Consider the following 12953-nt stretch of genomic DNA (forward strand, 5'->3'; position numbering starts at 1 on the left):
ATTGCGTGTTTGTTGTCGTTCGGAATCAGTGAATCACGTGCAGTTCGTAGCGGGCGTCGGAGCGGTCCTCGACCGCGTCGCGCGTGCAGAGGAACGCGTCCCAGCCGAGCCGCGAGCCCGCGCCGAGCACGCTCGCACCGACCTCGGTGCGCTTGAGCACGAGCTTCACCTCGTATTCGAGCGTGACGCCGGCAAGCAGCGTCAGCATCCGCTCCAGTGCGATGGCGTGCGCGCCGCCGGGCAGGAACGCCTCGTAGTCGCGCTTGGACAGCGGGCCGACGACTATCCGCGCGCGCATGTCGCGCTGCCACACGCGTTCGCCGACGAGCGCCGTCGCGCCGAGCACCGCGTTGACTTCGCCGAGCACGCTCAGCTGGTCGGGCGGCACGTCGTACCACTTGCCGACGAACTGGTCGATCTTCACCGGCACGCGGAAGTAGTCGGACAGCGTGCGCTGCAGGTAGGCGGCCGACATCGGCCGGTGCCGCGCGGCGAGCGCATAGCCGGCCACGGCCTCGTCGAGCACGCCGCCCACGCCGGCCGCGAGACTGTCGCGCACCTCGTCGCTCGGCACGCCCGCGATCGCGAGCAGCAGCGGCAGATAGCGCTCGTCACGGTCGAGTTCGTAGTGGAACGGCAGCCGGTATTTCTTCCACGCGGCATAGAACAGCGCGGTCGCGCGGTTCGAGAACACGTCGAAGAAGGCACGCGCCGCATGATCGCGCTTCAGGTGCTCGCGCGCGACGATCTGCTCGGTGTAATGCAGCGGCAGCGCGCCCTGCCCGCCGAGCAGCCCGAAGAACGCGGGCGTCAGCTCGACGTGGCCGAGCTCACCGGCCGCGAGCGCGGCGCCGCGCGCCTCGCCCGTGTCGAGGTGGGTGCCGTCGTCGTCGAACGAACGCGCGCCTTCGATCTCGCTCGGCGGAAAGCCGAGCGACAGCGTGTTGCGGAATTCGATGCGCTGCGCGACCACGTCGCCCTGCCGCCACGCGCCGGGCGCGTCCGACGCCTGCCGCGCGAACAGCCCTTCGAGCACGCGCACCGCCTGGAAGAACTCGAAGCGGTGCGGTTCGTCGAGCAGCGCGTCGACTACGCCAGGATCGATTCGCCGGTCCGGGGCTTGCATCGGATGATCTCCTCGCCGGTGCGCTTCGACACGACGACTAGTTGAACGAAACTGTTGAGGTGCACGTACAGCCCGAAGAAGCTGTCGAGCACACGCACGAACGAGGCCAGGCTCGCGCCGACGAAGTGTTCCTCGTCGATCGTCAGGCGGATCTCGATGCCGCGCACGAAGGTCGCGAACGGCTTGCCGGGCAGCCACTGCACGGCGCCGCGCTGCTCGATGCCGGCCAGGCCGTCGATCTGGCGCATCGACACGGCGGTGCGCCGCAGGTCGTACAGCGTCAGCATTTCCTTCAGCGGCGCGAGGCCGTGCGCGACCAGCGACACATGATTGAGCGCGAGATGCGACACGAGCCGCCAGTGCGCGGCGCGGCCGCGCTCGAAGCGCACGCTCTGCGTCGGGCGGCGCAGCAGTGAAATGCCGCTCGTCTGCGCACCGCCTTCCTGGAACAGGTCGCCGCCTTCGAGCCCGAACGCGAGCATCGCCGGCAGGTCGCGGTTCGTGCAGGTGAGGTCGAGGCTCAGCGTGTCGGTCTGCGGCGACGTCGGCTCGAAATCGATGTCGACGATCGAGATCTCGGTTTCGTAGCCGGGGCTCTTCTGCGCGACCCAGTCGTTGCGGCGCGCGAACCAGTAATGGCCGATCCGCGCCGATTCGCCGTGATGCAGCGAATAGAACGGCCGGAACTCGATCACCGATTCCTCGTGCGCCTGTTGCCTGACGAGCTTCACCGAATCGATCGAATACACCTCGTACGCGAACGCGCGCCGCGCCTCGGCGATCACCGGGTAGGACACCGCGCGGTGCGTGATGCGGATCGGTTCGCCGTGCTGGCGGAACAGGTTGACGATCGGCGTGCAGAACAGCCGGAAGTGGCTCGCCGTCAACAGTTCGAGCAGCCGCGCGACATGCGAATCGCTGCGCACGTCCTGCAGCACGAGATGCAGCGTCGCGCGCTGGCAGCGGCCGCTCGCGCGCGCGATCGCCGCGATGTCGAAGTCGACGAAATCGAACTTGTCGGGGAATGCGAAGTATTCGGTGAGCAGGCGATACGCGGGATGCGATTTCGCCGGGTAGTCGATCAGCGCGTCGTCCTCGTCGAAGCCGGCATGCGCGATCGGCAGCTTGCGCAGCGCGGTCCAGCGGCCGTTGCGTTCGGGCTCGACATACGCGCCGAGCACGTTGACGAACAGGCAGTCGGTCAGCGCGGCGACGAACGACTGTTCGCCGTGCAGGTGCGCGCGCAGCGTCGGCAGCTTCAGCGCGCCGAGATCGAGCTGCGCGGCGAGCGATTCGAACGTGATCGAGATCACGCCCGTCGCGTTCGACGGCAGCACCGTCGCGCTCGGCGCGAGCGCGACCGGCGTGTAGCGGGCTTCCGAGATGCGGATCGGCGCGAGCGTCACGTCATAGGCGGTACGGAACCGGCACTGCACGCCGCGGATCGGGCGGCTCTTCAGCTCGGTGCCGCGATCGATCACGACCGGTTCGGTCTGCTGGCCGGGCGACGCCGGCGTGAACTGCGCGATCGAGCACGACGGGAACGGCCGCAGGTAGTGCGGATACAGCACTTCCAGCAGCGCTTCGGTGAATTCCGGGTAATCGTCGTCGAGCTTCTTGTTGATGCGCGCGCCGAGCAGCGCGAACGACTCGATCATCCGCTCGACGTGCGGATCCTCGCAATGCTCGCCGGACAGCGCGAGCCGCGCCGCGATCTTCGGATAGCGTTCGGCGAAATCTCGCGAATAGCGCCGCAAAAACGATAATTCGCGCTCGTAATACGGCAGCAATTCTTCCATCGACGACCCCGAACCTCAATATTTCCTGCCGGACCCTGATCCACCACCGGGCGGTCCGGCCCGCTCGGCGGCTTGATTTACTGCATTCTTGCGGCGCGTGCGCGCGTGACCGAATACTGCAGCGTCGAAGGCTGCAGCATCGCGTCGAAACTCACCGGCTCCTCGGCCGGGTGCACGACGAGCAGCGCCTGGATCGCGAAGTAAAGCGCGTTGGTGGCCTGCTCGTTCAGCTCGAACGTCACCTGCACCTGCTGCAGGCGCGGCTCGTGGCGTGCGATGGCCTGCTGGATCGACTTGCAGATGAACGCGCGATCGTAGTGACTCGCCAGGCTCAGCCCCGCGAAATCGTTCAGCCCGTAGGTCAGCACCGACTTCTGGCACTCCGGCAGCGTGGCCAGCTCGTTCTCGGTGTGGGCGATACGGGTGTTGAGGATCGCCTCGACGTCGCGGGCGACCGTGTTCTTGAGCTCGTCCAGCGACAATTGCCGCATCGCTGCCGAGGCCGGCAGGTGCGGTTCGTCGTCGAACAGCTTGTCGAGAAAACTGGGTTCGAATCGTTTCATCGGCCGGTATGTACAGCGAAAACGGCAACGGGGACGCCGAGCGCCCCGTTGCCGCAACCGACCTTAGACCGCGTAGGTCTTGTCGTTCTTCGTCAGACTCCAGGCGCCCTGCGTGTTGCCGCCCTGGTTGCCGCCGATCTTCTGCTGGGTTTGCTTCCACTGCACAGCTGCGTACTTCAGCGAGAACGTCTCGAGCGGCAGACCTTCTTCGCGAACGCTCGGGGCGATGCTCGAGATGATCACGTACTTGAGCTTGACTTCCAGATACTGCACGCGCTTGCCTTCACCGTCAGCGCGCGAGAAATGGACCGTCACCTCGTCGAACGTGGTGCCGCCCGAAGCGTGTTGGTACAGCAGCGGGCTCGACGAATCGATTTCCTTCGTGAAGATCATGTCGCCGTGTTCGCAACGCGTCATCGTGTGACCGCCAGCGGTCGATGCGGTTGCCGAACGCGGCTGAACGATCGAGTGATCCCACGATTTCAGCTCGATCCAGCCCTGGTGGTCCTTGTCCGCGGATTCGCCCTTCACCGCGGGACTACCAAACTGCAAGTGCATATGTAACATGGCCCTTCGACTCCCCAAAGAGGTGGTTTTAACGTCCTACCCAGGCGGCCCGCCCGGGCGATTTACTCGCTTATGAATTTGCCGGTTTGGGCAGATCAGCGACAAGTCGCAGAGAAATCGAGAGTTCGTCGAGCTGAAAGTGCGGGCGCAGGAACGCGACCGAACGATACGAGCCCGGCTTGCCCGGAATCTCCGACACTTGTATGGATGCCTCGCGCAGCGGAAATTGCGCTTTCTGTTCCTGCGAGGCGTTGTCGTCGAGCAGGACGTATTGCGAAATCCACCGGTTGAGGAAAGTCTCCACGTTCTGCGCCGATGCGAAGCTGCCGATCTTGTCCCGCATCATCGCCTTCAGGTAGTGCGCGACGCGCGATACCGAGAAGATGTACTGAAGCTGGGCGGACAGGACGGCGTTCGCATTCGCGCTGTCGGTGCTGTATTTCTTGGGTTTCTGCACCGACTGCGCAGCGAAGAACGCGGCGTAATCTGAGTTCTTGCAATGGACGAGCGGGATGAAGCCGAGGTCGCTCAGCTCCTTCTCGCGGCGATCGGTGATCGCGATTTCGGTCGGGCACTTCAGCGCGACTTCACCGTCGTCGGTCTTGAACGTGTGGGTCGGCAGGTCCTCGACGAGGCCGCCGCCTTCGACGCCGCGGATCGCCGCGCACCAGCCGAAGTCGTCGAATGCGGCCGTCAGGCGCGCAGCGAACGCCCACGCGGCGTTGCACCACAGGTACTTGTCGTGGTCGGTGCCGTCGACGTCCTCGACGAAGTTGAAGTTCTCCGCGGTCTGGCCGTCCTTCGGATTGAACGGCAGGCGGCCGAGGAAGCGCGGCAGCGTCAGGCCGACGTAGCGCGAATCTTCGGCGTCGCGGAACGACTTCCACTTCGCATATTCGACCGTATCGAACACCTTGCCCAGGTCGCGCGGCTTGCCGAGGTCGGAGAACGACTCGAGGCCGAGCAGCTCGGGCGATGCCGACGCGATGAACGGCGCATGCGCGGCCGCCGCGACGTGCGACATCTGCTCGATGAAGTACATGTCTTCCGGCTGGCGCGAGATCTCGTAATCGCCGATCAGCGCACCGAACGGCGAGCCGCCGAACGTGCCGAATTCTTCTTCGTAGACCTTCTTGAACAGCGCGCTCTGGTCGAACTCGCTCGCGCCCTTGAAATCGCGCACGAGGTCGCGCTTCGGCGCGTGCAGCGCCTTGATCTTGATCGTCTGGCCGGTGTTGCTTTCCTTGACCAGGTAGTCCATCCCGCGCCACGTGCTTTCGAGGCGCTGGAATTCCGGCGCGTGCATCACTGCGGAAAGCTGCGTGGAAATCAGGCGGTCCAGTTCCGCGACGCGCGCGTCGATCGTGGCCGACAGGTTGTCCGACACGATCACCGTGCCGTCGAGCACCTGGTGCACGAGTTCGCCGATCAGGTCCTTCGCACGCGCATGCTCGGAATCGGATTTCGCGACCTTGCTCTTCTCGACGATGTCGTCGAGCAGCGAGGTCCCGGCGGCGTAGTCCGCGCCGCTCGCTTGGGCCGCAGCCGTTTGCTGGTTCATCTCAACACTCCGTCGTCATTCGCCGTCTTTGTCGCTGCCCGTGCCCTTCGCGAGCTCCTGCAGCTGCTGCGTGTTCTTCAGCACCTCGGACAGCAGATCCTCGAGCTTGTCGTTGCCGGCGAGCTTGTTGCGCAGGTCGGCGAGCTTCGAGCGCGCCTCGAGCAGGCGGCGCAGCGGCTCGACCTGTTCGACGACTTCGTCCGGGCTGAAATCCGACAGCGAACGGAACTTCAGGTCGACCGCGAACTTGCCGCCTTCCGGGCTCAGGCGGTTTTCCACCTGGAACGCGGCACGCGGCTCGATCGCCTTCATCACGTCGTCGAAATTGTCGCGATCGATGTTGACAAATTTACGGTCGCGCAGCTTCGGCTGCTCGATTTCGGACTGGCCCGCCAGATCGCCGACGACCCCGACGACGAACGGCAGTTCCTTCACCTCGATCGCATCGCCCTTCTCGACCTCATAGGTCAATTGGACGCGCGGCGGCCGTATTTTCTGCAAGCTTTTCTGAATGCTTTCTTTCTTGGCCATCTCGACGGCTCCCAGGTTAGTTGTGGTTATCGCGTCAGTCTTGCGGTCAGTTGCGCAGTGCGCCGAACGGGTCGGCGCCGCCCTTTTGCGGCGTGGTGGGCGGCGTCGGCGTGCTGGTCGCCGCTGCTTCGGCCGCCGGTGCACCGCCGGTCTTCGCACGATGAACGACACGGCGCGTCTGGCGCGGCTTCACGACCTTCGTTTCCGGCGGGAACAGCGCCGATTCGCCCAGCGTGTCGCGCAGCTGCTTCGCGAGCGCCTGCGCATCCGACTTCGCGTCACCCGCGAGCGACGAATCCTGGCGCAGCTCGCCGAGCGACTGCGTCGCGATCCGCAGGCCGGCCACGGCCAGCACGCTCTTCGCCTGACGATCGGTCGCGTCGCGCTGCAGCGCTTCCTGCGCGGCAACGATTGCCTGGCCGTAATGGTTCTGGGCGAACTGGATTTGCGCGATGCGCGACCACGGCTCTTCGCGCGTCGGATCCGACTTCGCGAGCTGCTGATACAGGCCGAGCGCCTTGTCCTGGTCCCCCGCCTTCGCAACTGCGTCCGCATCCGCCAGCGACTTGTTGAACACTTCGGCAGTCGGCGGCGCCGGAGGCTGGCTCGCACAACCTGCGATCACGCCGCAAGCCACTACTACCCCAGACAGTTTTGCGAAGAGACGGTCTTTCATCGTTATATCCACCGGCGCGTGAGTTTTAAATCGTTGAGAATCTGGTTCTTTTGCTTTGCAAGAAGCGCGCGGGTATAGTACCGATCAATTTTTCATAATTCAATCGTCGTGTGAAGAGTAATTCCTTTTAAAACCGGGCGCTACCCCCTCCAATGGCCTCTCGCAGCGGGCTCGCAGCGATTTTTCTTTCGGCCGGAACGGGCAAGTTTTACTGGTTTCGCGACGCGCCGCCCGGACGGTGGCAAAAATTTCCGGGCGCCTGCCTCGACGCGGGCGTGCTTAATAGTTGAACAGTGCAATGCCGGGGACACGCAGCGAACGCGGAAATACCCGGCAGATTTGACAGGGATAAAAGGCAGCCCGCCGGAAATACGATGAGATCGTTGATGATTCGCTACGCGCTGCCACTGGTTGCCTGCGCGCTTCTGGCCGGATGCGCGGCCGCCCCGCTGCTCGGCTCGGCCGCGAGCGCCGTGATGTCCGCGGCCGGCATCGGCAAGCCCGAGGTGCCCGACGCGCAGAAGCCGCCGCGCAACCTCGGCATCACGCTGGCCGCCGCGCCGAACCTGAATGCCGCAACCGACCACAAGCCGCTCGCGCTCGTCGTGCGGCTCTATACGCTGAAGGACCCGACGTCGTTCCAGCAGGCGCCGTTCGACGCATTCACGGATCCGACCAAGGAAAAGGCCGCATTGGGTGCGGATCTGCTGAACGTGCGTGAAATCACGCTGATTCCGGGCCAGCGCTATACGGCGACCGAGAAGGTTTCGCGCGAAGCGCAGGCATTCGGCATCGTCGCGCTGTTCCGCGATCCCGCCTTACAACGATGGAAACTGACGTTCGACCCGGTGAAGTCGGAGAAATCCGGCATAATCATCGGCCTGCATAATTGCGCGATGACGGTCACCGACGGCACTGTCATCGCACCGCAACAGGGTGCGCCTTCACAACCGCTGAATTTGCTTTCTTCGGTCTCCTGCGGTTAAACAATGACGCACGAATGTCAATTAACAAGAGTTAACAATTGGCGATTTAATTCGGGCACGAACAAATCGATTACATCGCAACGCGACATTAACCGGATTTGACATGAGTTATTCGGCCAAGGTGCTGTGGGGGGAAGGGCTGTTCCTCCGGCCTCAACACTTTCAGCGACAGGACGCGTACCACGAAGCGCGCCTGTTCGAATCGATCCAGGCGATCCAGCCGTACAACTGGGGCGTGCGCTCGGTGCGCATCGACCGCGATGCGCTCGGCAGCAACGTGCTGCGGGTGGCCGAGCTTGCGCTCGTGTTCCCGGACGGCGCGCTGTATGCCGCGCCGCAGGCCGACGACCTGCCGCCGCCGATCGCGCTGGACACGCTGCCTGACGGCATCAACGAATTCGTGTTCTATCTCGCGCTGCACCCGCTGCGCGAGAACGGCACCAACTACAGCGACGATCCGGCCGCCGGCTTCATGACGCGCTTCGTCAGCGAGCAGACGAGCGTCGGCGACAACTTCACCGACGCCGCCGAAGCCGACATCACGTTCCTGAAGACGCAGGTCAAGCTGATCGCGCACAGCGAACCGCGCGACCAGCTGCTGTCGGTGCCGCTCGTGCGCGTGCGCCGCACCGCGACGTCCGGCTTCGAGATCGACGACAGCTTCGTGCCGCCGTGCCTCGCGATCGACGCGTCGCCGATCCTCCACCAGCGGCTGCGCCAGCTCGTCGACGCGCTGCAGGCGAAGGTGAACGCGCTGTACGGCTTCCACCGCGAGCCGTCGAAGAACATCATCGAATTCCGCTCGGGCGACATCGCGTCGTTCTGGCTGCTGCACACCGCGAACGCCGCGTTCGCGACGCTCGCACACCTGCACCAGCATTCGGCGCTGCATCCGGAGCGGCTGTTCCAGGAACTGCTGCGCCTCGCAGGCCAGCTGATGACGTTCTCGAAGGGCTATACGCTCGCCGACCTGCCGGTGTACCGCCACGATGATCCGGGCCCGAGCTTCGCGCGTCTCGACCTGATGCTGCGCGAGCTGCTCGACACCGTGATCTCGACGCGCTACTTCGCGATCACGCTCGACGAGGTGCGCCCGTCGTTCCACCTCGGCCGCCTCGATTCCGGCAAGATCGACGACAAGACCGAGTTCTACCTGGCGGTGTCCGCGGACATGCCGAGCGTCGAGCTCGTCGATGCGGTGCCGGCCCGCTTCAAGGTCGGCGCGCCCGACGACGTCGACAAGCTCGTGCTGTCGGCCATGCCCGGCGTGCGGCTTTCGTACACGCCGCAGGTGCCGCCCGCGATTCCGGTGCGCCCCGGCGCATGCTACTTCGCGCTCGATTCGCGTAGCCCGCTGTACGAGCGCATGCTGCAGGCCCAGTCCGCGATGATCTACGCGCCGACTGGCATCAATGACCTGAAATTCGAACTGATCGCGGTCACATCATGAGCTACGCGCCTTCCCTGTTCGGCGACAACGCGCCGGCCCCGCTGCACACGCCGGCGTCGACCGACGCCTCGTTCCAGGCCCGTTCGCTGCTCGACCTGCTGTACGACGGGTTCTTCATGCTGTTCCTGCTCAAGAACGGGCGGGAGCCGGAGAGCGCGGGCGAGTTCAGCACGCGCATCCAGGAATTCCTGTCGGACTTCGAGCGCGGCGCGAAGAAGCTGAATATCGCGGCTGAAGACGTGTACGGCGCGAAGTTCGCGTTCTGCGCGGCGATCGACGAGATGGTGCTGTCGTCGCAGTTCAAGATCCGCACGGAGTGGGAGCGCCGACCGCTGCAGCTCGTGCTGTTCGGCGAGCAGCTCGCGGGCGAGAAGTTCTTCCAGTATCTCGAGGAATGTCGCGCGCAGGGTGCGGCGCGGCTGCAGTCGCTCGAGGTGTTTCATATGTGCCTGCTGCTCGGGTTCCAGGGGAAGTATCTGCTCGAGGGGCCGGAGAAGCTGGCTTACCTCACCGCGCGGCTGGGCGATGAGATCGCGCATATGAAGGGTAAGCGGGCCGCGTTTGCGCCGCATTGGCCGCTGCCGGATCAGATCGCGCATCGACTCAAGCGTGAAGTGCCGGTTTGGGCGATTGGGGCCGTGTTCGCGCTGGTCGCGCTGCTCGGGTATCTCGGGCTCAACACGTATCTCAAGGACAAGACGCTGCAGGCGCTGGCGCCTTATTCCCAAGTCATCAAGGTCGGGCCAGAGTCGGCTAATTTGACGATTTCGTTGCCTTGAGGGGTGAGCGTCGTTCCGGCGCTGATGCTTCATGAAAAAAGGACCGCTTGGCGGTCCTTTTTTGTTTGTGGCGTGCTCGCGGTGTGACGTCAGAACAGGATGAACGCGTCGTTGTCGACGTAGAACACGAACGCGTCGAACAACTGAGCGAGCGTCGGTTCGTCGATCTGGTCATGCGCGTTGATCACGATGTCCTCGATCGTCGCGCTGTCCAGCGTCACTTGCCAGCCAGGCTGCCGGGCAATGGCCGGCACGGCTTCGTCCTCAGAGTCTTTGGTGTCTTCGGAGAATGCCCCCTCCGTGTCGAGCGTCCATGGCGTCGGCGGGAGATAGAGCCATCCGGAGAACTCGCCCGGGCGTTCGAGAATGTGTTTCAGCGACACGACGGTCGCGGCGGTGGTCGACATGGGTATTGCGGTTGTATCGAAGTGAATGCGGCATGGCCGCCGCAAGATCGCAGCGGCCGCGCGTGATTATGCCAATTCCACGCCAGCGTGATTGGCAAGTTGTCGTCGCAGGTCGATCTGCTGGTTACTGGATGGCGGGTCGTGATCTGCGAGACCGACGATATGCACGCCGTCTTCGGACATGCCAGTCACGACGTCCGCAACGAATCCGGTGTCCATTTCGCTCGGCTCCCGACGGACGTTGTGCGCACTCGATGTAACAGGTTCCAGGCCGAATTCCGGCGAATTCAAACCCGCTATGTCGGTTTCCCGAAATACACGATATCGAATGCTTCGATCCAGCCCGACCATTCAACGGGTAGCGCGTCACGCCACATCCGGTTCGTGTCGATGCGACTATCGGACGCGAACAGAACCACGTCCCGCATCGAAGCAACGTCGATGGTCAACACGATCAGATTGCCAGCCCGCCCCGCAAACGCGGCACGCCGGCAGGTTCCGGGATCTTCGACATCATCGAAGAACACCACGCCGGACGCAGCGAGGTCAGCCTCTCGGCAACGCATGTATCCCCAGTCCGCTATCCGCACCGAGTGTGCCTGAAATGCAGCGGCAAGTGAGGGGTACTGAACCGTCGTCACGATCGGGATTACCGCGATCCGCTCAGGATCGTGGAAAGCTGACGCCGCGTGCCTGCCGGGTCGAGCCGGTAACGCGGTCCTGTTCAGATATTCGTCAAAACACTTTTCGCAAACAGGGACAAGCCCGTCAAAGACGGCCGCATGCGCTTCTTCGAAATCCGGGCCAAATGGTGTGTCACTAGGCTCGGGCAACCCGGACTGCTTCGCAATATCCGCCGAAACGAAGTACGAGATGTCGGGGAGCCCATCTCCAAGCCAGTCGATGTCATAGCGGAACATCTGCAATCGCCCCGCGTCTTCTTTCATATCGGCCGCGATATCACTTGAAACATGCACCACGCCGGAAGCGCCATGCGAATTGCACAATATCCTGCCCATGCCTTACCCTATTGACGTCGCCCGTTCGCAAGTTAACCACTTGATGGTTTCATGTGTCGTTGTTGGGACATTCTGCGCGCCGCCGGCCCGCAGAATGTCTCCGACGTGCGTCACGCAGCTATTGGTATTTTTGTCATACACACCCTGGTCATGCCCCAGGCGCTTGGCCTGAGCCTGGTACGCCGAGGTGGCATCCGGCAAATCGACGTGAATCGTATTCTCAACCGTTGATGTCGGCGCCATATGCTGCCAGGTAATGATTGTATTTTGATCATCGTCGACGATCATCGGGTGCGTTCGCAACGCTCGCCCCGAATTCGGAACCACTTCGACGTCGAAATGAGGCCCGAATTCACTTCGCGACTGCCGGATGATTGCTTTCCCGGGACACAGCCCGAGCGGATCGATCCATTGCGGCGGGTTCGGCGCATACTGATAAACGTTGATGCCCCCCGCCAATCCGATCGGATCGCTGCTGACGAAGCGGCCAATTTGAGGACCGCAGTAGTGGTAAAGGTTGTATGCGAGCCCCGTCTCGTCGTCGACTTGCTGCCCCTGGAACCGCAACGAATTCTTCGGCGTGATTCCGGCCGCCTTCGACGCCTGCGCGATCACCTCCCGCGCTTCACCCAGGCCTTGTACGACGCTGCCCACACCACATCGCCTTCGTCATCCGTCAGCAATTGCGGTGTGCCGAGCTGGTCGCAGTGGTAAGCAAATCAAGCTAACTCGGCGGGGCCTTCACCTTGCTTGCTTCAAGTACAGAGTGCAGCCCCTATTCGCCGCCTTCATGCCCCGCCTTTATCATCCAGCGCCCACCAGTTCAGCGGTGTGATCCCGTCGTCGGCATAGACATTTCCGAAATACCAATTGATATGTTTGCACCGATCCGACAATTCGTTAAAGAAGCGTTCAATCGCGGGGAATCCAATACGAGCAGGAACTGAAAAACACATATTTTTAGCCGTCTCGCCGTCGACGCTTCCTAATAGCGCCGACCGGAAATCTTCGTCGATTTGCCTGCGCTCGTCACTAGACAAATTGCTTTCAGCGAAGATTTGAACGCACACGTTCCCCCCACGGCGAACAATCTCCACAGGCACCGAAGGCGAGGCAATCTTGATAATGTCGCCTTTTGCAACGTGCAATGCCAAACCAGGCGACGCGAGAAGTTCGTAGATGTTCTCATCGAGTTTGCGAGCGGGCAGCTCTTCGCGAACTACTTCACCGTTCGAGGCCAGTCCCACAAATATCTCTATCAGATCCATATTCATTTCGTCCATAGGGCGCCCCACAGCTACCTCTTTCGGCACACGACATTCCCAGCGATGACGCACCTCGATTACCAGACCGATGCACTCACGTACTGCACCATCGGCACGAACGAACCCGCTTCGTAAAGGTAATGCGTGCTGCCCTGCTCCCCGCTCTCATACGCCAGCATGTCGCCATCCCACCCGAACACCGTGCGCTCGCCGTTCACCTCTTT

14 protein-coding genes and 1 pseudogene are annotated in these 12953 nt (G+C 63.0%); 3 read left to right on the forward strand and 12 right to left on the reverse strand.

Annotated features, from left to right (window positions below):
- Window positions 1–25: 25 nt before the first annotated feature.
- From tssG to QZM35_RS36125, 7 genes are all read right to left on the reverse strand, one after another.
- Window positions 26–1126: a type VI secretion system baseplate subunit TssG gene (tssG, locus tag QZM35_RS36095; RefSeq protein ID WP_089424358.1), complete on the reverse strand. Its 1101-nt coding sequence runs from the start codon at window positions 1124–1126 to the stop codon at window positions 26–28.
- Window positions 1090–2925: a type VI secretion system baseplate subunit TssF gene (gene tssF / locus QZM35_RS36100; protein ID WP_089424357.1), complete on the reverse strand. Its 1836-nt coding sequence runs from the start codon at window positions 2923–2925 to the stop codon at window positions 1090–1092. The genes tssG and tssF overlap by 37 nt, the downstream gene beginning before the upstream one ends.
- A 77-nt stretch (window positions 2926–3002) precedes the next feature.
- On the reverse strand, window positions 3003–3488 hold the full coding sequence (gene tssE / locus QZM35_RS36105) for a type VI secretion system baseplate subunit TssE (RefSeq protein ID WP_021161818.1): 486 nt from the start codon (window positions 3486–3488) through the stop codon (window positions 3003–3005).
- A 63-nt stretch (window positions 3489–3551) separates the two neighbouring features.
- Window positions 3552–4055 (reverse strand): type VI secretion system tube protein Hcp, encoded by a 504-nt coding sequence (locus QZM35_RS36110; protein WP_006477093.1) that lies wholly within the window; start codon window positions 4053–4055, stop codon window positions 3552–3554.
- Window positions 4056–4125: 70 nt separating this feature from the next.
- Complete coding sequence (tssC, locus tag QZM35_RS36115; RefSeq protein ID WP_011350759.1) at window positions 4126–5616, reverse strand: type VI secretion system contractile sheath large subunit; 1491 nt, start codon at window positions 5614–5616, stop codon at window positions 4126–4128.
- A 15-nt stretch (window positions 5617–5631) separates the two neighbouring features.
- A complete protein-coding gene (gene tssB, locus QZM35_RS36120) occupies window positions 5632–6147 on the reverse strand; it encodes a type VI secretion system contractile sheath small subunit (RefSeq protein ID WP_027783377.1) in 516 nt (171 codons plus the stop codon).
- Between the two features lie 46 nt (window positions 6148–6193).
- On the reverse strand, window positions 6194–6823 hold the full coding sequence (locus tag QZM35_RS36125) for a M48 family metallopeptidase (protein ID WP_089424356.1): 630 nt from the start codon (window positions 6821–6823) through the stop codon (window positions 6194–6196).
- A gap of 374 nt (window positions 6824–7197) precedes the next feature.
- On the opposite strand from QZM35_RS36125, the gene tssJ reads away from it, so the two are divergent.
- The 3 genes from tssJ (at window position 7198) to icmH (ending at window position 10038) form a co-directional block, all read left to right on the forward strand.
- On the forward strand, window positions 7198–7809 hold the full coding sequence (gene tssJ, locus QZM35_RS36130) for a type VI secretion system lipoprotein TssJ (protein WP_089424355.1): 612 nt from the start codon (window positions 7198–7200) through the stop codon (window positions 7807–7809).
- A 103-nt stretch (window positions 7810–7912) separates the two neighbouring features.
- Window positions 7913–9259: a type VI secretion system baseplate subunit TssK gene (tssK, locus tag QZM35_RS36135; RefSeq protein ID WP_039352024.1), complete on the forward strand. Its 1347-nt coding sequence runs from the start codon at window positions 7913–7915 to the stop codon at window positions 9257–9259.
- Window positions 9256–10038: a type IVB secretion system protein IcmH/DotU gene (icmH, locus tag QZM35_RS36140; RefSeq protein WP_089424354.1), complete on the forward strand. Its 783-nt coding sequence runs from the start codon at window positions 9256–9258 to the stop codon at window positions 10036–10038. The genes tssK and icmH overlap by 4 nt, the downstream gene beginning before the upstream one ends.
- Window positions 10039–10127: 89 nt before the next feature.
- On the opposite strand, the gene QZM35_RS36145 is transcribed toward icmH, so the two are convergent.
- From QZM35_RS36145 to QZM35_RS36165, 5 genes and pseudogenes are all read right to left on the reverse strand, one after another.
- Window positions 10128–10445 (reverse strand): hypothetical protein, encoded by a 318-nt coding sequence (locus QZM35_RS36145; protein WP_301777684.1) that lies wholly within the window; start codon window positions 10443–10445, stop codon window positions 10128–10130.
- A 66-nt stretch (window positions 10446–10511) separates the two neighbouring features.
- Window positions 10512–10664 carry a hypothetical protein gene (locus QZM35_RS36150; RefSeq protein ID WP_174975215.1) on the reverse strand — a complete coding sequence of 51 codons (153 nt, stop codon included), beginning with the start codon at window positions 10662–10664 and terminating at the stop codon, window positions 10512–10514.
- Between the two features lie 77 nt (window positions 10665–10741).
- Window positions 10742–11464 (reverse strand): hypothetical protein, encoded by a 723-nt coding sequence (locus QZM35_RS36155; protein ID WP_301777685.1) that lies wholly within the window; start codon window positions 11462–11464, stop codon window positions 10742–10744.
- A gap of 390 nt (window positions 11465–11854) precedes the next feature.
- Window positions 11855–12177: pseudogene (locus QZM35_RS36160) on the reverse strand (RHS repeat domain-containing protein); the annotation flags it as partial.
- 75 nt (window positions 12178–12252) lie between these two features.
- Window positions 12253–12747 (reverse strand): DUF4265 domain-containing protein, encoded by a 495-nt coding sequence (locus QZM35_RS36165; RefSeq protein ID WP_301777686.1) that lies wholly within the window; start codon window positions 12745–12747, stop codon window positions 12253–12255.
- Window positions 12748–12953 lie beyond the last annotated feature (206 nt).

This window comes from Burkholderia sp. AU45274, from assembly GCF_030482505.1.
GTDB lineage: Bacteria > Pseudomonadota > Gammaproteobacteria > Burkholderiales > Burkholderiaceae > Burkholderia.